This window comes from Microbispora sp. H10830, assembly GCF_014161375.1.
In the GTDB taxonomy this organism is placed as follows: domain Bacteria; phylum Actinomycetota; class Actinomycetes; order Streptosporangiales; family Streptosporangiaceae; genus Microbispora; species Microbispora catharanthi.
In genome coordinates, this window is sequence record NZ_JABBWX010000025.1 from 38,719 (window position 1) to 60,063 (window position 21,345).

At 70.3% G+C, this 21,345-nt stretch carries 23 protein-coding genes; 16 read left to right on the forward strand and 7 right to left on the reverse strand.

All coding sequences use genetic code 11. From position 1 onward, the window contains the following. The first annotated feature begins 117 nt into the window (after positions 1–117). The 3 genes from HHX35_RS39165 to HHX35_RS39175 all read left to right on the forward strand — a co-directional run bounded on the left by HHX35_RS39165 (position 118) and on the right by HHX35_RS39175 (position 2,009). A complete protein-coding gene (locus HHX35_RS39165; protein WP_182903654.1) occupies positions 118–939 on the forward strand; it encodes a DUF4097 family beta strand repeat-containing protein in 822 nt (273 codons plus the stop codon). 64 nt (positions 940–1,003) lie between these two features. Next, entirely contained in the window at positions 1,004–1,744 is a 741-nt protein-coding gene (locus tag HHX35_RS39170; RefSeq protein WP_182903655.1) for a helix-turn-helix transcriptional regulator, read from the forward strand. 43 nt (positions 1,745–1,787) lie between these two features. Beyond that, positions 1,788–2,009 carry a hypothetical protein gene (locus HHX35_RS39175; protein ID WP_182903656.1) on the forward strand — a complete coding sequence of 74 codons (222 nt, stop codon included), beginning with the start codon at positions 1,788–1,790 and terminating at the stop codon, positions 2,007–2,009. Here the strand turns inward: HHX35_RS39175 and HHX35_RS39180 are convergent. Beyond that, on the reverse strand, positions 1,999–2,961 hold the full coding sequence (locus HHX35_RS39180; RefSeq protein ID WP_139580361.1) for a zinc-binding dehydrogenase: 963 nt from the start codon (positions 2,959–2,961) through the stop codon (positions 1,999–2,001). The two genes, HHX35_RS39175 and HHX35_RS39180, sit on opposite strands and share 11 nt — an antisense overlap. 347 nt (positions 2,962–3,308) lie before the next feature. On the opposite strand from HHX35_RS39180, the gene HHX35_RS39185 reads away from it, so the two are divergent. After that, entirely contained in the window at positions 3,309–4,454 is a 1,146-nt protein-coding gene (locus HHX35_RS39185) for a serine protease (RefSeq protein WP_182903657.1), read from the forward strand. Between the two features lie 134 nt (positions 4,455–4,588). On the opposite strand, the gene HHX35_RS39190 is transcribed toward HHX35_RS39185, so the two are convergent. Next, on the reverse strand, positions 4,589–5,080 hold the full coding sequence (locus HHX35_RS39190; protein WP_139580363.1) for an SSI family serine proteinase inhibitor: 492 nt from the start codon (positions 5,078–5,080) through the stop codon (positions 4,589–4,591). Between the two features lie 211 nt (positions 5,081–5,291). On the opposite strand from HHX35_RS39190, the gene HHX35_RS39195 reads away from it, so the two are divergent. From HHX35_RS39195 to HHX35_RS39210, 4 genes are all read left to right on the forward strand, one after another. After that, a complete protein-coding gene (locus tag HHX35_RS39195; protein ID WP_182903658.1) occupies positions 5,292–6,449 on the forward strand; it encodes a serine protease in 1,158 nt (385 codons plus the stop codon). A gap of 297 nt (positions 6,450–6,746) precedes the next feature. Further along, positions 6,747–7,928: a serine protease gene (locus HHX35_RS39200; protein ID WP_182903659.1), complete on the forward strand. Its 1,182-nt coding sequence runs from the start codon at positions 6,747–6,749 to the stop codon at positions 7,926–7,928. Between the two features lie 68 nt (positions 7,929–7,996). Further along, complete coding sequence (locus tag HHX35_RS39205; RefSeq protein ID WP_182903660.1) at positions 7,997–8,281, forward strand: hypothetical protein; 285 nt, start codon at positions 7,997–7,999, stop codon at positions 8,279–8,281. A 169-nt stretch (positions 8,282–8,450) separates the two neighbouring features. Further along, entirely contained in the window at positions 8,451–9,572 is a 1,122-nt protein-coding gene (locus HHX35_RS39210) for a serine protease (protein WP_220506397.1), read from the forward strand. A gap of 16 nt (positions 9,573–9,588) precedes the next feature. On the opposite strand, the gene HHX35_RS39215 is transcribed toward HHX35_RS39210, so the two are convergent. Continuing rightward, on the reverse strand, positions 9,589–11,010 hold the full coding sequence (locus HHX35_RS39215; protein WP_182903661.1) for a hypothetical protein: 1,422 nt from the start codon (positions 11,008–11,010) through the stop codon (positions 9,589–9,591). 209 nt (positions 11,011–11,219) lie between these two features. Then, positions 11,220–12,383 carry an NADP-dependent malic enzyme gene (locus HHX35_RS39220; RefSeq protein WP_220506398.1) on the reverse strand — a complete coding sequence of 388 codons (1,164 nt, stop codon included), beginning with the start codon at positions 12,381–12,383 and terminating at the stop codon, positions 11,220–11,222. A gap of 294 nt (positions 12,384–12,677) precedes the next feature. Between HHX35_RS39220 and HHX35_RS39225 the strand changes: the two genes are divergently transcribed. Next, complete coding sequence (locus tag HHX35_RS39225; RefSeq protein ID WP_139580369.1) at positions 12,678–13,205, forward strand: CGNR zinc finger domain-containing protein; 528 nt, start codon at positions 12,678–12,680, stop codon at positions 13,203–13,205. A 31-nt stretch (positions 13,206–13,236) separates the two neighbouring features. On the opposite strand, the gene HHX35_RS39230 is transcribed toward HHX35_RS39225, so the two are convergent. Next, positions 13,237–13,551 (reverse strand): S24 family peptidase, encoded by a 315-nt coding sequence (locus HHX35_RS39230; RefSeq protein WP_310739619.1) that lies wholly within the window; start codon positions 13,549–13,551, stop codon positions 13,237–13,239. An 84-nt stretch (positions 13,552–13,635) separates the two neighbouring features. On the opposite strand from HHX35_RS39230, the gene sodN reads away from it, so the two are divergent. The 3 genes from sodN to HHX35_RS39245 all read left to right on the forward strand — a co-directional run bounded on the left by sodN (position 13,636) and on the right by HHX35_RS39245 (position 15,476). Continuing rightward, positions 13,636–14,037: a superoxide dismutase, Ni gene (gene sodN / locus HHX35_RS39235; protein ID WP_139580370.1), complete on the forward strand. Its 402-nt coding sequence runs from the start codon at positions 13,636–13,638 to the stop codon at positions 14,035–14,037. Positions 14,038–14,250: 213 nt separating this feature from the next. Further along, the gene (locus HHX35_RS39240; protein WP_182903663.1) at positions 14,251–14,676 is read left to right on the forward strand and encodes an ATP-binding protein; all 426 of its coding nucleotides are present in this window, start codon (positions 14,251–14,253) and stop codon (positions 14,674–14,676) included. Further along, entirely contained in the window at positions 14,676–15,476 is an 801-nt protein-coding gene (locus HHX35_RS39245) for an RNA polymerase sigma factor SigF (RefSeq protein WP_182903664.1), read from the forward strand. Before HHX35_RS39240 ends, HHX35_RS39245 begins: the two co-directional genes overlap by 1 nt. A 105-nt stretch (positions 15,477–15,581) precedes the next feature. On the opposite strand, the gene HHX35_RS39250 is transcribed toward HHX35_RS39245, so the two are convergent. Further along, a complete protein-coding gene (locus HHX35_RS39250; RefSeq protein ID WP_285785710.1) occupies positions 15,582–15,983 on the reverse strand; it encodes a hypothetical protein in 402 nt (133 codons plus the stop codon). An 87-nt stretch (positions 15,984–16,070) separates the two neighbouring features. On the opposite strand from HHX35_RS39250, the gene HHX35_RS39255 reads away from it, so the two are divergent. After that, positions 16,071–17,063, forward strand: a complete 993-nt coding sequence (locus HHX35_RS39255; RefSeq protein ID WP_182903665.1) for a diacylglycerol kinase family protein — start codon at positions 16,071–16,073, stop codon at positions 17,061–17,063. Between the two features lie 285 nt (positions 17,064–17,348). After that, the gene (locus HHX35_RS39260; protein ID WP_139580373.1) at positions 17,349–17,603 is read left to right on the forward strand and encodes a WhiB family transcriptional regulator; all 255 of its coding nucleotides are present in this window, start codon (positions 17,349–17,351) and stop codon (positions 17,601–17,603) included. A 288-nt stretch (positions 17,604–17,891) separates the two neighbouring features. Here the strand turns inward: HHX35_RS39260 and HHX35_RS39265 are convergent, their stop codons facing one another. Next, on the reverse strand, positions 17,892–19,355 hold the full coding sequence (locus HHX35_RS39265) for a sensor histidine kinase (RefSeq protein ID WP_182903666.1): 1,464 nt from the start codon (positions 19,353–19,355) through the stop codon (positions 17,892–17,894). Positions 19,356–19,423: 68 nt separating this feature from the next. Here HHX35_RS39265 and HHX35_RS39270 point away from each other — a divergent pair, with 68 nt between their 5' ends. Continuing rightward, positions 19,424–20,602, forward strand: a complete 1,179-nt coding sequence (locus HHX35_RS39270; RefSeq protein ID WP_182903667.1) for an 8-amino-7-oxononanoate synthase — start codon at positions 19,424–19,426, stop codon at positions 20,600–20,602. After that, a complete protein-coding gene (locus tag HHX35_RS39275; protein ID WP_182903668.1) occupies positions 20,599–21,327 on the forward strand; it encodes a GntR family transcriptional regulator in 729 nt (242 codons plus the stop codon). The genes HHX35_RS39270 and HHX35_RS39275 overlap by 4 nt, the downstream gene beginning before the upstream one ends. Positions 21,328–21,345: the final 18 nt, after the last annotated feature.

Below are 21,345 nucleotides of genomic sequence, written 5' to 3' on the forward strand. Positions count from 1 at the left end.
GGCAAACGCGATACATCTTGACTTCGCGCGGACGAGATATATCTTGTTTGTGGATGGTTCGTCCGCGCGGATGCCGACCCGCGCGGGCGCAGGACTTCGCGTGGAAGGGTCTGAGCGATGCCCCAATGGACGATCGACTCTCCCGGACGGCTCACGTTCGGAGAGGTCACCGCGCTCAACGTGCGCGTCGTGGCCGGCCGGCTGGCCGTGCTGGCCAGTGACGGCCCGCCGACCCTCGAAGTGACGGAGGTGGACGGCTCGCCGCTGGTGGTGACCCACGACGACGACGGCCGCCTGACCGTCGCGTACAAGGACCTGACGTGGGATGGGATCCTGGGGTGGTTACGCCCGGGCCCGCGCAGGACCACGCTGACGCTGACCGTGCCGAAGACGTGCCCCGTGCAGGCCGGGGTCGTCTCCGCCTCCGCCGTCGTGGCGGGCATGGAGGGGATCACCGGCGTGAAGGGCGTGTCGGGGGAGATCGTCCTCGACGGCGTCAGCGGCGAGGTGCAGGCCGAGACGGTCTCGGGCTCGGTGGAGAGCCGCGGACTGGCCGGTGACCTGTCCTTCTCCAGCGTCTCCGGCGACCTCACCGTGGCCGCGGGCCGGCCACGGCGGCTGCGCGCGAACACGGTGTCCGGCCGCGTCACCGCCGATCTCGAACTCGAGCCCACCGGTCACGTCACGCTGAACAGCATGTCGGGCGCGGTCGTCGTACGGCTCCCGCACGACGTGGACACCGACGTGTCCGTTCACTCGACCTCAGGCAGGATCGAGTCGGCCTTCCCCGAGTTGTACGTCACCTCGGCCCCGGGGGCCCGTTCGCTCAGCGGCCGGCTGGGCGGCGGCATGGCGTCCCTCTCGGCGACCACGGTGTCCGGCGCCGTCACCCTGCTCAGCGGCCAGCCCGCCGGCAGGCGAGAAGAGGAGAGAGCATGAGCGAGCGAATCCGGGAACGCAGCGTCCGGCGCATGCCGCTCCGAGCCGAAGGCGAGGAGCGAGCATGAGCCCTGTGTTCGGGCACGGCCGGTTGCGGCTGTACCTGCTGAAGCTGCTGGAGGAGAGCCCGCGGCACGGCTACGAGGTCATCCGGCTCCTGCAGGACCGTTTCCTCGGCGTCTACTCCCCCTCCCCCGGCACGATCTACCCCCGGCTGGCCCGGCTGGAGGACGAGGGCCTGGTCACCCACGAGGTCGTGGACGGCAAGAAGGTCTTCACGCTGACCGACAAGGGGCGGGCCGAACTGAACGACCGGATGGACGAGCTGGCCGACCTGGAGCAGGAGATCACCGCCTCGGTCCAGGACATCGCGCGCGAGGTGAAGGAGGACGTGCGGCAGACCGTGCGTTCCCTGCGCGAGGAGCTCACCCAGATGGCCAGGGAAGTGGGCCACGACAACCGTGACCTGCGGCGTGAGCAGAAGGAGGAGTGGCGGCGGCAGCGCGACCGCGCCAGGGAGGAGTGGCGCAAGCAGAAGGAGGAGTGGCGTCACCACAAGCGTCAGTGGCAGGAGGAGAGCGAGCGCTGGCAGCACGAGTGGCGCCGGATCTGGGAGGAGTCCTGGGGGTTCGGCGATGGCCGGCAGGGCGGTCACGACGCCGCGCTCAGCCGGATGCTGGCCGACTTCGTCGCCGACGTCCACCGGTCCTCCGGCGCGGGCGTGCCTGACGAACGGGCCCTGGCCGAGTGCCGGGCCGCCCTCGACGAGGCCGCCGAGCGCATCCGCCGGGCCCTGCATCCCTGACCGGCGCTTCCCCACGAACACCACCGACCAGCGAGGAGCCGAGTTGAGCCCGTACGGCCGGCGCAATCCGTTCCTGCGCTCACCCCTCCCACCGCCGTGCGCCCGGCCGGTCCGCGAGCCGGAACGGCCGGGCGACGACCGGAACCTCCACGGCGACCCGGCCCTCCGGCGCGGCCGGCGAGCGAAAGACGACCGGCGAGCGGAAGAGCGGGAGGGCGGCGACGAGAACGCCGCCCTCGCCGCGCGGGCGGCCGTCAGAGCGTGAAGACCACCTTGCCGAAGACCTCGCCGCGGTGCATGGCCGCGAAGCCCTCCTCGGCCTCGGCCAGGGGCAGCACCCGGTCGATCGCCGGCCGGACACCCGTCTGCTCAAGGAACACCGCGAGCCGCGCGAGCTGCTCGCGCGTCCCCATCGTGGATCCGATGATCGACTTCTGCAGGAAGTAGACCTGCGCGAGCTGCGTCGGGGCGACCATTCCGCTCGTCGCGCCGCAGGTGACGATCCGGCCACCCGGGCGCAGGGAACTGAGCGAGTGCTTCCAGGTGGCCTCGCCGACCGTCTCCATGACGGCGTCCACCCGCTCGGGCAGCCGCGCGCCCGTCTCGAAGACCCGGTCGGCGCCGAGCGCGAGGGCCCGCTCCCGCTTGTCCTGCGAGCGGCTGGTCGCCCAGACGCGGAAGCCGCCGGCCCGGCCGAGCGCGATCAGCGCGGTCGCCACGCCGCCGCCGGCGCCCTGGACGAGGATGGTCGAGCCCGGCTCCAGCCCGGCCTTGTCGAAGATCATGCGGTAGGCCGTCAGCCAGGCCGTGGGCAGGCAGGCGGCCTCCTCGAAGGAGATCGCCGCGGGCTTGGGCACCAGGTTGCGGCGAGGTACCGCGACCTTCTCCGCGAACGTCCCGTCGTACTTCTCCGACAGCAGCGAGCGCGCCGGGTCGAGGGTCTCGTCCCCGCCGACCGGCGTGCCGATGACGGAGTGGACGATGACCTCGTTGCCGTCCTCGTCCACTCCCGCCGCGTCGCAGCCGAGCACGATCGGCAGCCGCTCCTGGCTGATGCCCACGCCCTTGAGGGTCCACAGGTCGTGGTGGTTGAGCGCGGCGGCCCGGACCGTGACGGTCGTCCATCCCTCCGGTACGGCGGGCTCGGGGTGCTCCCCGAGCGTCAGGCCCTTGATCGGGTCGTCCGGATCGGTCTGTGTGGCGGTGACGGCGAACATGCCAGAACATTACTCCGGCCGTCGCGCCGGACCCGGACGCCCCCCGCACGGCTCGCCGCCGGCGCCTTTGATACTCGGGGCCATCACTGTGAACAGAGCGATAGAAATAAAACAAGACCGGTCAAGAATGACCGTAAACCCATCGACACCGCGACGCGACGTCTCGCCGTCCAAGCGCCGTCACCTGGGACTACGTTACTCATAACCACTCGCTATGGATAACAGATAGGGCAAAGTGCCGATTGTTCTGGTTATATCCGCAGCAATCCACAAGATCCGGTCATTAATCTCGGAGCGTTTTCCTGAGGAATGGGACGCACCCTCACCGTCCCAGGGAAAGGAGCTCCATGATCCCCCGAGCACGGCGTCTGGCCGTTCCCCTCACCGGCGCGCTCCTCGCGGCCGGCGTGGCCTGCGCCATCCCGACGGCCTCCTCGGCCGCGTCCACCGCGACGGCACAGGCCGCCCCGGGCGACGTGACCGCCAAGGCCGCGCCCCAGACGCCCGCGGAGGCAGCCGCCTTCTGGTCGCCGCAACGGTTGCGGGCGGCCACGGACCGCACCGAGGAACTCGGCAACTCCGTCAAGGGCTTCGGCAGGGCCGGCGACGCCACCGCGGACGGCAAGGCGGGCACCGTCCCGCCGATCGGCGCCGGCACGAGCGGGACCGGCGGTTCCAAGAAGATCAGCAAGCAGGTCAACCTGCCCCCCACGGTCGGCCGGGTGTTCTTCACCCTGTCGGGCAAGGACCCCCTGGACCCCAAGAGCTGGAAGTACTGCTCCGGCACCTCCGTGCAGGGCCGTTACCGCAACGTCGTCGCGACGGCCGGGCACTGCGTCTACGACCCGGTGACCAACCAGTTCTACGACAACTGGGTGTTCATCCCGTCGTACTGGGACGGGGACCAGGCATGGGAGGGAAAGGCGCCGTACGGCATCTACCCGGCGAAGTGGTTCCAGGCGCACGACGACTTCGTGGTCAGAGAGGACTACGACTACGACTACGCGTTCGTGAACGTGTCGTCGGGCTTCAGACTCACGCAGAAAAGGGACGGCGACGTCACCCGCTACGTGCGCACCCCGGCGGGCCGGCTCGGCGACAACGTGGGCGGCCAGGGCTTCACCTGGAACCGCAGCACCAAGGTCAAGGTGTTCGCGTTCGGCTATCCCGCCGGGCCGCACCCCGACGGCGACCGCCCCTTCACCGGGCGGACGATGAAGTGGTGCTACGGCCGGTCGGCTCCGATGCCGGCCGTGCCGAAGTACGACATCCAGGAGCACCTCGGGTTCACCTGCGGCATGACCTCCGGCGCCAGCGGCGGCCCCTGGCTGATGGGCTACAAGAGCGCGACCCGCATGGGCTACCTGAACGGCATCAGCAGCGTGGCGTGGGACACCGACGGCAACGACCGGTACGACCGGATCTCCTCGCCGTACTTCAACGGCGAGACCTACGACGTCTACCAGGTGGCCGCCAACCGGTGGACACAGTGACCGCGGACGTCTGACCGCACGGCCATCCGGTCAGGCAGGGGGCCCGGCGGGACGTCCCGCCGGGCCCCCTCGTGTCGCGACTCCCCGATTCACCTTTACGTTCCCTGTACGCCGTGTACGGTCGACTGTCTCTGTCAGAAGTCGAACAGCGCCCCGGCGGCCGACCGCAACTCACAGTCGTTGCCGAAGGTGCGCCGGAACTGGAAGTACTTCCCGTCCCAGATGCCGCTGGCGGTGACCGTGACAGGTGCGTAGATCATCGTGCAGGGCTCGGCCGCGTTCACCCGCAGAGCGCCCGGGTCGAGGCCCGTCCTGTTCAGCCACGCGCACGCCTTCTGCGCCGACGGGTGCGAGCCGCCCACCGGAGCGCAGTTCAGGAAGACCGACCGCGTCGGCGGCTCCGCCTGCTCGCCGTCCGCGACGGTCAGGATCACCGCCCGCACCCCGGAGGCCGGCGGCCGGGACGCCCGCAGGGCGACTTCGGGCGGCGGTGGAGCCGGCAAGGTGTCCGCCCGCGCCGGGACGGCCGTCCCGGCGTCGCCGGAGGCGCCCGGTTGGGCCCAGGCCTGGGCAGAGGGGCCGGCGGCCAGCGCCGCACCGGCCAGTAGGACAAGCAGCGGTTTCATGCGATCCCCCCGTTTCCGCTGCTGACCAGCGTTCTCACGGGAGACCTCCAGGGCAAGCGTCCACTCCGGATCCCACCGGAAACGTGGTGTACCACAGATCACATCGGTTCCGCTCGATTCATAACGAGCTGGACAAGAAGGTGTGCCACAACTGTATGGATCTGGAAAAATCACCCCTTACAGTCCATATCTCCGCCCCGAGAGGCTCACGGTGACCAGGAAGCTCGCACTCGCCGCCGGTGGCGTCGTCGCCGCCGCGAGTGCGGTCGCCGTGCTGTGGAGTCAGGGACCGGCCGTTCCCGCGACCGCCGCGTCCCGCGCGGCCATCACGCCGGTCTCCGCCGTCACCGGCGTCGACAAGAACGGGGTCAGCGCCTTCCCCCTCGCTCCCAGCCAGGCGGACGAGCAGCGGGTGGCGGCCTACTGGAGCCCGGAGCGGCTCAAGCAGGCGAGCAGCTACGTGCCGAGCACGAAGCCGTCGCCCTCGACCAAGAGCACGACCTCCGCGGTGGAGGTGGGCCCGGGAGGCGCGAAGACGAGCACGGGGGCACCGGGAGACGCGAAGACGCGCACAGGGGCCCCGCGCGCCGTGGCGCCCCCGCCCGTGGCCTCCCCGCCGATGGTGGGCAAGGTGTTCTTCAAGGTCGGCGACAAGGAGTACTGGTGCTCCGCCTCCGCGGTGCACTCCGCCCGCCGCAACCTCGTCGCCACCGCCGGGCACTGCGCGTACGCGCTGTCGCAGGACAAGCCGGTGCAGAACTGGGTCTTCATCCCCGGCTATCACGACGGCGTCGCCCCTTCCGGCATCTTCGTCGGCCACACGCTCTACATGCAGGAGGATTTCGCCGGCCAGGGCGACTTCGACCGCGACTACGCCTTCGTGACCGTGCACCGGGGCTTCTCCTGGCAGCCGTACGTGGAGAGCGGAAGGCTCAAGTACCGATCCGTCGACGTGGGCCGGCTGGAGGACAAGGTCGGCGCCTTCCACTTCGCCTCCGGCAAGCCGCTCGGACGACCGACGTACGTCTTCGGCTATCCCGCGGGCGCCAACCCCGACGGCAGCCGCCCGTACACCGGCCAGACGGTCAAGTCCTGCGACGGCACCACCGAGAAGAAGTTCGTCAGCGCGCCGACCTGGCAGCTCGAACACGGGGTGCGGCTGCCGGGGTGCCCGTTCACCGCCGGTGCGAGCGGCGGCCCCTGGGTGATCGGCTACAACGCCACCACGCGGACCGGCTACCTCACCGGGATCACGAGCCTGACCTGGAACCTCAGCGGCGGCGGACGCCTCGACGCCGTCTCCACGCCCTACTTCAACCACTTGACTCAGCGGGTGTACACCCAGGCGAGCAAGCAGGGCACGGGCTGATCTCCCCGGACCGGCGAGCGCCCAGGTGTGATCTAGTGTGATCTCCATCACACCGCCGCCCTCTCCCCGGCTGCGCCGAGTGCTCGATTTGACACGGAAGGCGTCCGAGTGGACCTGCACTGATCGCCCGGCGCGCCCCCGATCTTGACAAGGGGTGTCGAGGATCACGGAAAAGTCACGCGAGCGGCAAGCCCGAAAGCACCCAAAACACGAATAAAGGCGAGAGGTACTGTCTTTACTAGCCCTTTACTGACGGGTGGGACGCATGTGGCGTGCCACGACAGCACCTGGAGATTCATGAACACGCGAGTCAAGCGCCTGATCCTCCCCATCGGGGGCGTGGCTGTCGCCGGCCTCGTCGGGGCCACGATGGCGGTCCCCGCTCAGGCCGCCGGTGACACGGCCCACGACACCCTGGCCGGCAGCGGCATCGCCGCGAAGAACGTCATCGCCTACTGGCTCAACCAGAGAGCCTCCAACCTGGTCAACGCCACCCCGTACGGGTACGAGAGCCAGGTCAGCGCCAAGCACATCTCGACCGGCGGGCCGTCCGCCGACAGCAGGCCCGGCACCGTCTCCGCCACCGGCGGCGGGAAGTCCGCCGGCAGCCTGAAGAACGTGAACCTGCCGCGCACCACCGGCAAGGTCTTCTTCCGCGGCGGCGACGGCAGGCCGCACTGGTGCAGCGCGACCTCCGTCCACTCGAAGTACGGCAACCTGGTCGCCACGGCCGGGCACTGCGTCTACGACACCAAGACGAACCGGGCCACCATGGACCGCTGGGTCTTCATCCCCGGCTACTACCAGGGCAAGGCGCCGTGGGGCATCTACGTCGGCAAGACGGCCTACACCCACTACGACTTCGACGTCTACGAGGACGGCGACCGCGACTACGCCTTCGTGACCGTCTACAACGGCATCAAGGCGGGCCGCGGCGGCGACCTGCGCAACGTCGCCGAGTGGAGCTGGAAGCAGGTCGACAGGAGGACCTACGCCGGCTACGACCGCTTCCTCCGCAAGAGCAGGGGCGGCAAGTACTACGTCGTCAAGTTCACCGACGCCGGCCGGCTCGAGAGCAACGTCGGCGCGCAGGGCCTGGCCTACAACCAGAAGGTCGGCAGCTCGGTCTACGTGTTCGGCTACCCGAGCGGGTCGCACCCGGACGGCAACCACGCCTTCACCGGCCAGACCCTCAAGTGGTCGTACGGCAAGACCTTCGCCGCCAAGGCCCCCTCGGTCAAGGGCGAGGAGCTCGTGGGCGTCAAGTCGTCCTTCACCGGTGAGGGCTCCTCGGGCTCGTCGTGGCTGCTGAGGTACAGCAGCGCCAAGCGGCTCGGCTACCTGAACGGCGTCACCAGCGGCGTCTCCGACACCGACGGCAACCAGCGGATCGACACCAGCGTCTCCCCGTACTTCGACGGCGAGACCTACGGCGTCTACAAGGCCGCCGCCAACAGCTGGTCCGGCTCCATCGCCTGAGTCGCGGACGCCTCGGAGCCGGTCCGCGAGTGGCATGCTGAGTGGACGGCGATCACGAGGAGACAGCGATGACCCACCCTTCCGGTACGCGGCCCGCCTTCCGGCGCACCCCCCTGAACGCGGAGGAACGGGCGCGTAGCGAGATCGCCTTCTCCCGGCTCGTGGCCGAACACCTCGTCACGCGGGGGCGGTTCAGGATCACCGCCGACAGCCCGGAGATGGTGGATCTGTGGCAGACGGTCGCCCGCAGGGTGGGTGAGACACTGCAGCGGCCGGTGGTCAGCTACGCCAACGGCCGGGACATCGTCATCACCTTCGCCCAGGAGGCCCCGAGTCTCACCACGCAGGCCTGAGCACCCCCCCAGGAAGTGCCCCGCCGCACCGCGGCGGGGCACTTCGGCGTTCCGGGGAGAACCACGCTCCGTCCGCGTTGTTTTCCCGACTTGATCCCCATCGCTGTATGTTCCTCGCAGCCCATTCACGCGTGGGGCGCGGGAGACGTTCCACAGCAAGGAGATCCGGTTGAAGCGCATCCTCCTCCCCCCGCTGTGGGGTGCGGCGGCGACGGCCGCGTTGCTCGTCGGCGGGACGGCGGTGCCCGCTCACGCCTACGAGATCACCGTGACGACGCCCCTCGTCTCCGGCGCGAAGGTGACGGCGGTGATCGCCTACTGGCTCAGGGACGGCGGGCGCTCGCTCGCGGGAGCCACTCCCGCTTCCGCGCCGGCCGGGATCGACGCCACTCGCGTCACGGCCGGGGACACCGCTCCCGGCGGCGTACGGGGCGTGGTGCCGGCCTCCGCCGGGGTCAAACGGGCCGCCGGCCCGTCGAGGAACGTCAACCTGCCGAGGACGACGGGCAAGGTCTTCTTCGTCGGTTCCGACGGCCGCCCCCACTGGTGCGCGGGCACGTCCGTACAGTCCGATCACCGCAATCTCGTGGCGACGGCCGGGCACTGTGTGTACGCCACGAGGCCCGCGGCAGAGGCCACAGCAGAGTCCACCGCGACGCCCTACCGCTACTGGATCTTCATCCCGGGGTTCGCCGGTGGCGGCACGCCGTGGGGCGTCTACGCCGGCGACCGGGCCTTCGCCCACAGCGACTTCACCAGGTATGGCGACCTGGACCGCGACTACGCGTTCGTCAGCGTCCACGCCGGCGTGCTGCCCAAGCGCGTCACGCTGCAGGACGCGGCGCAGTACGCGGCGTTCTCCGCCGGGCCGAAGTACCGCACGGCCTCCGGCTACACCGGCGTCAGGCTGCTTCCCGCGGGGCGTCTCGGCGACAAGGTCGGCGGGCAGGGCCTCGCCTACAACCTGCCGGTCGACCGGCCGCTCGCCATCTTCGGCTACCCGATGCGGACCGCCGAGGGCCCCGCGAGCGGGCGCACCCGGCTCACCCGTGCGTACGGCAGGCCCTTCCTGGCCCAGGACCTGTCCAGGAGGGCGAACGAGCTGGTCGCCGTGCGCTCGGCCTTCACCGCCGCCTCCGGGTCGCCGTGGCTGGCCGCCTACCGCGGCGTACGCGGCCTGGGGTACCTGAACGGCCTGACGATCGGCCTCTCCGGCCCGGCGACCGGCCTGTCGCCGTACTTCGACGGAGAACTGTTCCAGGTCTACAACGCGGCCCGGCGCGCCGGCTGAGGCGGTCGGCGCCTGTTCAGACGCCGACCGCCTCCCTGCTCGCGCTCCGCCTGCCCGCGCTCTCCCCGCCCGTGCTTTCCCCACTCGCCGCGCGGCCCCGGCCGCGCTCCAGCAGCTCCGCCACCCGCGGCTCCGCGGCGTACGGCGCGAACCGGCGGCACATGTCCGCCACGTACGTCCGGGTGCGCGCCGACTGGATGCCGTCGGCCAGATCGAGGGCCGACGACGCCGCCTGGCACGCCTCCTCCAGTTCGCCCTCCTGGATGAGCGCCGTGGCGAGCAGCGAGAGGTTGAACATCTTGCCGCGCACATAGCGCCCGTCCATCACCAGCGAGCGCCGGGCCTGCCGTACGGCCCGTGCCCCGTCACCGAGGTCGCGCAGGCAGTGGGCCGACTTCGCGGCCAGGTAGGCCTCGTCGAAGTAGCCGATCCAGCCGGGCTCGTTCTGGGGTTTGCGCTGGTCGAAGGCGACCTCCGCCTCGTGCAGCGCGCCACCGCAGGCCGTGCGCTCCCCGAGCAGGGCCAGGGCGTGCGCCTCCAGCACCCGGGCCTCGGCCAGCAGCGTGCCGACCCCCGAGCGCCGGGCCGCCGCGACGGCCGCCCTGGCCAGCTCCAGCGCGTGCCGGGAATGCCCGATGTAGACGGCCTGATGGCTCATCCCGGCCAGGATCTCACCGCACAGGGCGTGGTCGCCCGCGCCGCGCGCCAGGCCGAGCGCCTGGATCAGGTAGCGCTGGGCCAGCCCGTGCTGCTCCAGGTCGTAGGCCATCCATCCCGCCAGCCGGGTCAGCTCGGCCGCCGCGGTCGCCAGCGAGCGCCCGGTGGCCTCGCCGTACGCGCCCTCGCGCAGCAGCGGCGTAACGGCGGTGTGCAGGTAGCGCACGACCGGGCCGCGGATGCTGCCGCCGCCGAACCGGTTGTCCAGCTCGCTGAACGACCGGGTGACCTCACGGATCGCGGCCACGTCAGAGGGCCCGACCCGGCGCGGCCCGTTCGCGGAGAGCCGCTCCCCGTCGGGCGCCGTCAGCCAGCGGAACATGCCCGCCGAGCCCGCTCCCAGGGCGAAGGTGGAGTCGAGCAGGAACCTGCGCCGCTCGACGTCGGCCCTCCACAGTGCTGTCACGCTTGCCACACCCTCCTCCCACGAATGGGGGAACTCCTGTCCCAGATCGGCGGGGACCGTTCCGCGCGGCATGCCGATGTCCTCCCTGGACACCTGCCGCCCCAGCCGCAGCGAGAAGATCTCGGCCAGCAGGCCGGGAACCGGTTCGCGCGGGCGGCGTCCGCCGATCCAGCGCAGCACGGAACCGTGGTCGTACCGCATCCCCCGCAGCCCCCGGGCCGAGCCGAGACCGTTGAGCCGCCGGGCCAAGCCCTTGCGGGACAGTCCGGCTTCGGTGAGGTGCTGCTGGAGCAGGCGGTTGGGGTCACGTCGCATCGCTCTCCAACCGGGACAGGCAATAGCCGAGTTGGTTACGGAGAGCTTTCTTTATAGCACTAACCGTGAGGACCTAAAGGGATTCCCAAATGTTTGACGGTCTTGACAAGGAGAGGCTGACGAGGAAAGACGAAGGGCCGCGCACCGCGCTGTGTCACGCGGTGCGCGGCCCTTCCGGGTCCGTGCCTACGTCCGGGCGTGCGGGACGGCTACTTGCGGGCGACGCCGTCCTCCCGGGCCTGCCGCGCCACGGCGGAGATCACCGCGGGCGCGACCCGGGCGTCGAACGGCGAGGGGATGACGTAGCTCTCGGCGACGTCGTCCCCGACCACGGCCGCCAGCGCGTCCGCCGCCGCCACCTTCATGTTCTCCGTGATCGTCGTGGCGCGGACGTCGAGCGCGCCACGGAAGACCCCGGGGAAGGCCAGCACGTTGTTGATCTGGTTGGGGTAGTCGGACCGGCCGGTGGCGACCACCCGGGCGTGCCGGCTCGCCACCGCGGGATCCACCTCCGGGGTGGGGTTGGACAGCGCGAACACGATCGAGTCCGCCGCCATCGCCGCGATGGCCCGCTCCGAGACCGTCGACCCGGACAGGCCGACGAACACGTCGGCGCCGGCGAGCGCCTGCTCGGTCGACCCGGACAGACCGGCCTTGTTGGTGTCGCGGGCCAGCGCCCGCTTGACCGGGTTCAGGTCCTCGCGGCCGGCGTGGATGACGCCCTTGGAGTCGGAGACCGCGATGTCGCCGATCCCGGCGTTCAGCAGGATTCGCGACACGGCGACACCGGAGGCGCCGGCGCCGGCCACCACCGCGCGCAGGTCGCCGAGGGACCGCCCGGTGAGGCGCGCCGCGTTGCGCAGCGCGGCGAGGACCACGATCGCGGTGCCGTGCTGGTCGTCGTGGAAGACGGGGATGTCGAGAAGCGCCCGCAGGCGCTCCTCCACCTCGAAGCAGCGGGGGGCGCTGATGTCCTCCAGGTTGATGCCGCCGAACGACGGCGCGAGCCTGACCACGGTCTCGACGATCGCGTCCACGTCGGTGCAGTCGATGCAGATCGGCACCGCGTCGACGTCGGCGAACTGCTTGAACAGCAGGGCCTTGCCCTCCATCACGGGCATGGCCGCGGCCGGCCCGATGTCGCCGAGCCCCAGGACGGCGGTGCCGTCGGAGACCACGGCCACGACGTTGGAGACCCAGGTGTAGTCGTTGACCAGGTCCGGGTTGTCGGCGATGGCGGTGCAGACGCGGGCGACCCCCGGCGTGTACGCGAGCGACAGGTCGTCGGCGTTGCGGACCGGGACGGTGGAGCGGACCTCCAGCTTGCCGCCGCGGTGCAGCGCGAAAGCGGGATCCAGGTCGAGAGATTCCAAGGAGACAGGTGTAACGGTCACAGCGACCCCAGTGTCGAAAGGACGAGTTCCTTCGGTAGACGCCGTCAAGAGAACGAGAGCCCTGGCTTCGGTAGCCGCCGGAGGCCGTCGTCGTTGACGGTCGTCTCTTGAGGGGGGTACGGGGGTCACCCGTTCCCTGATTGTGCCACACGAAGTGACAACCGCCCCTGCCTGATCGGGTCACATATCGGTGCACGCCCAGGTGTTCCCCCAGGCCATCGGGCGTGTAATACTCGGCTTTGCCAGTGATCTCTTACATATTTGGGCGCCCCAGTGGACTTGACGTCTTACGCCGAGCTGGCCGTTCAGCTGGTCAACATGGGCGACGAACTCAAAAACCCCTTCTCCCTGCGAGCCCTGCTGGAGGAGACGGGCCGCACGGAGGCGGCCGCCCGCCTGACCCGCCGTGACATCGACGCGCTGTGCGAGCTGCGCGACGAGCTCGCGGGGGTCTTCGCGTCCGCCGCCGAGGGCGACGACGTGGATGTGGTCGAGCGGCTCAACGGGCTGCTGGTCCGTCATCCCGTGCATCCACAGATCTCGGGGCACGACGGGCAGCCCTGGCACCTGCACCTGACCGAGGGCGGCCGGGTCGCCGACGCCCTCGCGGTCGGGTCGGTCATGGGCCTGGCCAGCGTCGTGACCCGGCTCGGCGTGGACCGGCTCGGCATCTGCCAGGCGACGCCGTGCCGCAACGCCTACCTCGACACCTCCTCCAACCGGTCACGCCGCTACTGCTCGGAGCGGTGCGCCAGCCGGGCCAACGTGGCCGCCTATCGCGCACGCAAGCGGGGCGCCTGACCCGGGCGCCGGACGGCCTCCGGGGGCGCGGTCAGGCGGCCGGCGCGGGGAAGCGCAGCGCGGGCCGGGGCCAGTAACGCAGCACGACCCTGCCGACGACGTCCTCCTCGCGCACGGCGCCGAAGTCCCAGCTGTCGCGGCGCCCGGGAGCCGACTGGTTGTCGCTCTCCAGCCACCAGCCGTCGCCGGTGAGCCGGAAGGCCCGCTTGACGATCAGCCCGTGCGGCCGCCTGGCGACCACCAGGTCACCCGGGCGGACGGGGGCGCCGAGCCGTACCAGCAGCCAGTCTCCCGGCCGCAGCGCGGGCAGCATCGAGTCGCCGGAGACACACACGGCGGTGAGCACATCCCCCTCCGCACAGTGATTTCGAGACGAGTAAGGTCGGTCCTGGAACAGTGCTGTCACCAGCATTCCTAAGGAAGGATTCCGATGCTCGCACGACTGCTGCGACCCCGGCACGAGGTGTCCGCCCACTGCGACCTGCCGTGCGGGGTCTACGACCCGGCGCAGGCCCGCATCGAGGCCGAGTCGGTGAAGGCGATCATTAAGAAGTACGCCGACAACGACGACCCGGTCTTCAGGACCCGCGCGCTGATCATCAAGGAACAGCGGGCCGAGCTGGTCAAGCATCACCTGTGGGTGCTGTGGACCGACTACTTCAAGCCCCCGCACCTGGAGCAGTACCCGCAGCTCCACCAGCTCTTCTGGGACGCCACGAAGCTCGCCGGCGCCGCCGGCGCCAAGGGCACCGTCGACCCCTCCCTGGCCGACGACCTGCTCGCGAAGATCGACGAGATCGCCAAGATCTTCTGGGAGACCAAGGCCGCCTGAGCCCCGGGATCTCGGGCCCCGCACGGCCTCCACGGTCGCGCGGGGCCAGATCATCCCAAGGCCCATACAAACTCCATATTCGGTAGTACGGAATTTACGTGCAGTTACCTCCAAGGAACGCCACAATCAGCGCGTCCAGCCGGGGCAGCACCGCGCGAGTGGCGGTAAGTTGCAGTCAGCGGCACTCAGCCGGCTGAAGGGGCGAGGAGGAACGTGACCGAGGAAACCGAGACGCCTGCGGTGGATCTTGCCGGGATTCGCGATGCTGTGAGTGTCCGGCTGCCCGCCGTGAGCGCCTACCTGTCCGTGCTGCGCACGGCAACCGCCGGGCTCGCCGCACGGCTCGACTTCACCCTCGACCAGATCGAGGACCTGCGCATCGCCGTCGACGAGGCGTGCGCCATGTTGCTGCGGCACGCCGTGCCCGGAACGGACCTCCTCGCGGAGTTCGAGCTCACGGGCCAGGAGATGACGGTTCGCGTCGAGGTCAACACGCTCGGCGTCAGCTCGCCCAACCGGGAGGACTTCGCCTGGATGGTGCTGACCGCGCTGGCCGACGACGTGGACGCCATCTCCGATCACGCCGACCACCTGGCGATCGTGCTGCGTAAGCGCCGGAGCACGGCGAGGCCGTCGTGATGACGGAAAGGACGAGTGCGATGACCTCCGGCGACTCGGCGGTGCCGGACCGCGTACGCGCGCGCACACTCTTCGCCGAGCTGTCGGAGCTCCCGCCGGACGACCCGAGGCGCCAGCGCATCCGCGACGAGCTGGTCGAGCTCCACCTGCCACTGGTGGAGTACCTGGCCCGCCGCTTCCGCAACCGGGGCGAGTGGCTCGACGACCTCACGCAGGTCGCCACGATCGGTCTGATCAAGTCGATCGACCGTTTCGACCTCGCACGCGGCGTGGAGTTCTCCACGTACGCCACCCCGACCATCGTCGGAGAGATCAAGCGGCACTTCCGCGACAAGGGCTGGGCGGTCCGCGTGCCGCGCCGGCTGCAGGAGCTGAAGCTCTCGCTCACCAAGGCGATAAGCGAGCTGTCGCAGCGGGAGAGCCGGGCGCCCACGGTCGCCGAGCTCGCCCTCCACCTGGGCATGAGCGAGGAGGAGGTCCTGGAGGGCCTGGAGTCGGCCAACGCCTACTCCACCGTGTCGCTCGACGCGCCGGACTCCGGCGACGACGACGCTCCCGCCGTGTCCGACTCGCTCGGCATCGTGGACGAGTCGCTGGAGGGCGTGGAGTATCGCGAGTCGCTCAAGCCGCTGCTCGAGCGCCTGCCTCCACGTGAGAAGCGGATCCTGCTGCTGCGTTTCTTCGGCAACATGACGCAGTCGCAGATCGCCACCGAACTGGGAATCTCGCAGATGCACGTGTCCCGGCTGCTCGCCCGGACCCTGGCCCAGCTCCGCGAGGGCCTCACCGCCGAGGACTGATCGTCCGGCCCGGACGGCGGGACGATCAGTGCCGGACGACCGCGACGCCGCGCTCCCCCCGGCGGCGCCCGGTCAGTGGCCGGTGCCTGCCCCGGTGCCTTCTGCTCAGCGCGCGCCGTCCTCGCCCATGAGGGCGTGGGTGGAGGCCGGCGCGAGCAGCGCGACCAGGGCGACCGCCGCCGCGGCGATGAGCGGGATGCCGAACGCGTACTGCGCGGACTGGATGAGGCTGATCGCCACCGGAAGCGCGAATATCTGCGTCACCACGGCCGGGCCCCGGCTCCAGCGCAGCACCTGCCACACGCCCCAGGCCACCCAGAACAGCAGAGCGCCGCCGAGCACGCCGAATCCGGCCACCGCGATGCTGGTGACCATGTCGGTGGGTTTGCCGATCACGGTCTCGACGCCGACATAACCGCCCAAGACGAGGGCGAGCAGGCCCTCCGCGGCCAGGACGGCGGCGGCCACGGTCAGTGTGCCGGGGCGGCCGACGGAACTGCTGATCACATCGCCCAACCCTACCCGCAGATATGTTCGCCTCCTCGAGCAGGCGTCACCCGGCACGAGCGGTAAACCGTTCGTTAACCTTCAGGCATGCGGGCACTCCTCCTCGTCAATCCCAAGGCGACCTCGACACACCGGCGTACCCGGGACGTGCTGATCCGGGCGCTCGGCGCCGCCGTCGACCTGTCGGTCGAGGAGACCGCCTACCGCGGCCACGCGACCGCGCTCGCCGCCACCGCGCACGCCAAGGGCTTCGACGCCGTCGCGGTCCTCGGCGGCGACGGCACGATCAACGAGACCGTCAACGGCCTGCTGGACGCCCGGCCCACCGGCGGCGCGAGCGAACGGCCCGCGCTCATCGTGATCCCCGGGGGCAGCGCCAACGTCTTCGCCCGCGCCCTCGGGCTGCCCAACAACCCGGTCGAGGCGACCGGCGCCGTTCTGGAGGCGCTACGCGAAGGACGCCGCCGGACCATCGGATTGGGACAGGCGATTTGGCACGACGAGGTTTCGGGCCCGGACCCGGGGGCAGATGCGCCACCTGACCAGAGAAGGTCTAGATATTTCACATTTTGTGCTGGGCTGGGATACGACGCCGAGGTCGTCCGAGCCGTGGAGGGCCTGCGGAGCGCGGGGCATCGCGCGCTGCCCGCTCTCTACGTGAACACGACGGTCCGCCACTTCTTCGTGACGGACCGCCGACGGCCGGCGATCCGGCTGACGCGTCCCGGCCGGCCGACAGAGGATGGGATCTTCATGGCGATCGTGTCCAACACGTCGCCGTGGACATACGCCGGCACACGTCCGATCAACCCGACGCCGTGGGCCGGTTTCGAGACGGGGCTCGACATGCTCGGGCTCCGGAAGATGACCCTGCCGACCGTGCTCGCGTTCGTCCGGCAGATCATCGGCGAACACCGGGGATTGCCGCGCGGTAAACACCTCGTTCAGATCCATGACGAGGCCGAGTTCACCCTCCACGCCTCCCGCCCGGTCGCCTTCCAGCTCGACGGCGACTACCTGGGAGAACACGAGTGGGTGATCTTCCGTGCAATCCCGGACGCGTTACAAGTACTCGTCTAGCCTGTTACATGTAGTCATAGTGTGACGCATCCGACAGCCACGACGGGCAAAACCTTGTCCCAAACCTCTTGTGTGGTGTTGGAACGGCTGAAAAGCTGAACACGACGTCGGAACGTAGGACCTTTACGGAGACCACAGCCTCCGTAAGGAGCCCCGGCGATCACGCGGACGAGCCCGGCCCCCACCCAGGATCCGGGTGATCGTTCGCATCAGCTAGTGAAAGAGTTCACAAAGTTGACGGCCAGAGGAGCCACGGAGGCTCCACTTGACGAAGGAGTGGAACGCATGGACTGGCGCCACCGCGCTGCCTGCCGTGACGTGGACCCCGAACTGTTCTTCCCGATCGGGAACACTGGTCCGGCGCTCATGCAGATCGAAGAGGCCAAGCAGGTTTGCCGGCGATGCACGGTCGTCGAGTCCTGTCTCAAGTGGGCCCTCGAGTCGGGCCAGGACGCCGGAGTCTGGGGCGGGCTCAGCGAGGATGAGCGTCGCGCCCTCAAGCGCCGTACGGCTCGCGCCCGCGCCCGCGCCGCCGTCTGACTCCCCCGCCGCACGCGAACGCCTTCGGTGGATGCCCGCCATGGCATTCACCGATTCGCGGGGAATCGGAGCCAGGCCGGAACGGCCGCGTAGCCTCCCGCCCATAGGGCCGTCTGTCCACCAACGCATCGCGTCCACTATGGCATCCCCCACACTGGTCCCGCACAGCGGGACCCCCTGTGGAGCGTGCCGCGAGCCCAAGGCCCTGCGGGAGCCCAAGGCCCTAGGGGAGACAGATGCCCCTGTGGGAACACAGGCCCTGGGGGACACTGAGGCCCCCGCGGGAGATCAGCCCGACTGCACCGGGATGCTCAGGCTGACCTCGGTGCCGCCGCTGTCTCTCCTGGCCACGCCCAGGCGGCCCGACAGTTCGCCGACGACCAGCGTACGGACGATCTGAAGACCTAGGCTTCCCGTGGCTTCCAGGTCGAAGTCCTCGGGCAGGCCCTTGCCGTCGTCGGCCACCGTGAACTCCAGCCGGTCGGCGTCTCGGGAGACGAGGATCTGGACGTTCCCGGATGAGTGGGCGAACCCGTGCTCGACGGCGTTCTGCAGCAACTCCGTCAGCACCATGGCGATGGGGGTCGCGACCGCGGCGGGCAGCACGCCGAAGCTGCCGACCCGCTTGATCGCCACCTGCGCGACCGCCACCTCCGCCGTCATCGCGATGACCCGGTCGGCGATGTCGTCGAACTCGACCATCTCCTCCGGCATCTGCGCGAGGATCTCGTGGACGATCGCGATCGAGCCGACCCGCCGTACGGCCTCGTTCAGCGCCTCCTGGCCCTCCGGGTTGTTCAGCCGGCGCGCCTGGAGCCGCAGCAGTGCGGCCACCGTCTGCAGGTTGTTCTTGACCCGGTGGTGGATCTCGCGGATCGTCGCGTCCTTGGTGAGCAGTTCCCGCTCGCGCCGCCGCAGCTCGGTCACATCGCGGATCAGCACCAGCGCACCGATGCGGCCACCGCCGACGATCAGCGGGATCGCCCGTAGCTGCACGACCGTGCCGCCGTTCTCCACCTCGGTCTCCCGGGGGGCCCGCCCGCTGGCGACGACCATCAGGTCCTCGTTGATCGGCTCGTCGGAGTAGCACAGGTCGGCGGTCGTCTTCCCCAGGTCCGCCCCCACGAGGTCGGCGTGCAGGCCGAGCCTGCGGTACGCCGACAGCGCGTTGGGCGAGGCGTAGGTGACCCGCCCGGCCTTGTCCAGGCGGAGCAGGCCGTCGCCCACCCGGGGCGACCTGACCAGGATCGGCTCCTCCTCCGCGAAGGGGAACCTGCCCTCGGCCACCATCTGCGCCAGATCGGACGCGCTCTGCAGGTAGGTCAGCTCAAGTCGGGACGGGGTGCGCGCCGACGACAGGTTGGTCGAGCGCTGGATGACCCCGATGATCGGGCCGTCCTTGTCCCGCCGCACCGGGATCGTCTCCTCGCGCACCGGCACGCCGCTGGACCAGTCGGGGTCGCCCTCCCTGCAGATGCGGTGCTCGGCCCAGGCCACGTCGATAAGCGGCCGCTCCCCGGTGGGGATGGACATGCCCACGACGTCGTCGTGGTAGACGGTGGGGCCGGTCGTAGGCCGCATCTGGGCCACCGCCACCCACCTCGTACCGCTCTGGTCGGGAACCCACAGTATGAGGTCGGCGAACGACAGATCTGCGAGCAACTGCCAGTCCGAGACCAGCGAGTGGATCCAGTCGACGCCGGCGGAATCGAGTGCGGTGTGGCGCGACACCAGGTCGCTGAGAGTCGGCACGAGTGCATGATGCGCCGCCGTCCGGGTCGAAAGCGAATCGACCATCGCCACCTGGCAAGATGCACCTCATGACAGGGCCGCTGGACAGACTGCGCGCGGCCGCCGCCGAACGGGAGGCGGCGGGCCTGCGCCGCACCCTCCGCCCGCGCACGCCCGACCACGACGGCCTGCTCGACCTGGCCTCCAACGACTACCTGGGGCTCTCGCGGGACGAGCGGCTCGTCGAGGCGGCCGTACGGGCCACCCGGGAGTGGGGGGCGGGCTCGACGGGCTCACGTCTGGTCACCGGCTCCACCCGGCTCCACGCCGAGCTGGAGAACCGGCTCGCGGCGTTCGCCGGAGCGGCCGGGGCCCTGGTGTTCTCCTCGGGCTACCTCGCCAACCTCGCCGCGGTCGCCGCCCTCGGCCGGGGCGGCCTGATCGTCTCGGACGCGGGCAACCACGCCTCGATCGTGGACGCCTGCCGGCTGTCGCGGTCGCGGGTCGTGGTCACGCCCCACGGGGACGCGGAGGCGGTGGACAAGGCCCTCGCCGAGCGTGCCGAGGAGCACGCCCTCGTCGTCACCGACGCCGTCTTCTCCGCCGACGGCGACCTGGCGCCGCTGCGCGCCCTCCACGAGGCGGCCGTACGGCACGGCGCGCTGCTGGTGGTGGATGAGGCCCACGCGTTCGGCGTGGTGGGCGACCACGGCAGGGGCGCGGTGCACGCGGCGGGCCTCGCCGGATCTGCGCACATTGTGAGAACCGTCACGTTGTCGAAGTCCCTGGGCTCCCAGGGCGGCGCCGTCCTGGGCACCCCCGAGGTGATCGGCACGCTCGTGGACACCGGCCGGTCCTTCATCTTCGACACCGGCCTCGCACCGGCCTGCGCTGGTGCCGCCCTGGCCGCCCTCGATATCTTGGAAAGCACTGCTGACCTGCCCGGACGCGCTCGGCTGCGAGCCAGGGAGCTGGCCGCGCTGGCTCGTGAGCTCGGCCTGGAGACGGCCGATCCGGCGGCCGCCGTGGTGCCGGTCGTGCTCGGCTCGCCCAGGCGCGCCCTGTCAGCGGGAGCCCTGTGTGCGGAACTCGGGGTCCGCGTGGGATGCTTCCGCCCACCATCGGTGCCTCGGGGCCGGTCCTGTCTGCGGTTGACCGCGAGGGCCGATCTGAGGTCCGATGATCTCGCGGTGGTCCGGGGTGCGCTCACCGCTGTGGCCGAGTTGACGATGTTGCCTGAGTTGGGCGAGTTGAGGGTGGACAGGTGACGGAGCACAGCGAGGACTCTCCCCGGGTTCCGAAGTACTACGACGTGAAGCGCAGTCTTCTGGAGCTCACCAAGAGCCTGCCCGCAGGCAGCGCGCTCCCGCCCGAGCGCACTTTGGCGGTGCGCTTCGAGACCTCCCGGACGACGGTCCGGCAGGCGCTGTCGGAGCTCGTGGTCGAGGGGAGGCTGCTGCGCATCCAGGGCAAGGGCACGTTCGTCGCCCAGCCCAAGGTCGCCCAGGTTCTCCAGCTCACCTCCTACACGGGTGATCTGCGCACGGTCGGCCTGGAGCCGGACACCAAGATCCTCGACATCAGCTACATCACCGCCGACGAGGCGCTCGGACGGCGGCTGGCCATCAACCCCGGCGGCCGGGTCCTGCGGATCCACCGCCTGCGCCTGGCCAACGGCGAGCCGATGTCCATCGACACCACGCACCTGTCCGCCCGCCGGTTCCCCCGCCTGCGGCGCGAGCTGGAGGTGAACTCCTCGCTGTACGAGACCCTGCACAACGCCTACAACGTGCGGCTGACCGACGCCGAGGAGGTCATCGAGACCGTGCTCGCCACGCCGTACGACGCGCAGGTGCTGGGAGTGGACGTCGGCCTGCCCATGCTGCTGCTGACCCGGCACGCCTTCGACGCCGACGGCAACCCCGTCGAGTACGCCCAGTCGCTCTACCGCGGCGACCGCTACAAGTTCGTCACCCGCCTCCGCCGCCCCTGAGCAAGGAGGCTCTACCCT

What these genes read in the sequence shown, in the direction of transcription:
- HHX35_RS39165 (WP_182903654.1), top strand. Translation starts at nt 118, where the DNA reads ATGCCCCAATGGACGATCGACTCTCCCGGACGGCTCACGTTCGGAGAG.
- HHX35_RS39170 (WP_182903655.1), top strand. Translation starts at nt 1,004, where the DNA reads ATGAGCCCTGTGTTCGGGCACGGCCGGTTGCGGCTGTACCTGCTGAAG.
- HHX35_RS39180 (WP_139580361.1), bottom strand. Translation starts at nt 2,961, where the DNA reads ATGTTCGCCGTCACCGCCACACAGACCGATCCGGACGACCCGATCAAG.
- HHX35_RS39185 (WP_182903657.1), top strand. Translation starts at nt 3,309, where the DNA reads ATGATCCCCCGAGCACGGCGTCTGGCCGTTCCCCTCACCGGCGCGCTC.
- HHX35_RS39190 (WP_139580363.1), bottom strand. Translation starts at nt 5,080, where the DNA reads ATGAAACCGCTGCTTGTCCTACTGGCCGGTGCGGCGCTGGCCGCCGGC.
- HHX35_RS39200 (WP_182903659.1), top strand. Translation starts at nt 6,747, where the DNA reads ATGAACACGCGAGTCAAGCGCCTGATCCTCCCCATCGGGGGCGTGGCT.
- HHX35_RS39205 (WP_182903660.1), top strand. Translation starts at nt 7,997, where the DNA reads ATGACCCACCCTTCCGGTACGCGGCCCGCCTTCCGGCGCACCCCCCTG.
- HHX35_RS39215 (WP_182903661.1), bottom strand. Translation starts at nt 11,010, where the DNA reads ATGCGACGTGACCCCAACCGCCTGCTCCAGCAGCACCTCACCGAAGCC.
- sodN (WP_139580370.1), top strand. Translation starts at nt 13,636, where the DNA reads ATGCTCGCACGACTGCTGCGACCCCGGCACGAGGTGTCCGCCCACTGC.
- HHX35_RS39245 (WP_182903664.1), top strand. Translation starts at nt 14,676, where the DNA reads ATGACGGAAAGGACGAGTGCGATGACCTCCGGCGACTCGGCGGTGCCG.
- HHX35_RS39255 (WP_182903665.1), top strand. Translation starts at nt 16,071, where the DNA reads ATGCGGGCACTCCTCCTCGTCAATCCCAAGGCGACCTCGACACACCGG.
- HHX35_RS39260 (WP_139580373.1), top strand. Translation starts at nt 17,349, where the DNA reads ATGGACTGGCGCCACCGCGCTGCCTGCCGTGACGTGGACCCCGAACTG.
- HHX35_RS39270 (WP_182903667.1), top strand. Translation starts at nt 19,424, where the DNA reads ATGACAGGGCCGCTGGACAGACTGCGCGCGGCCGCCGCCGAACGGGAG.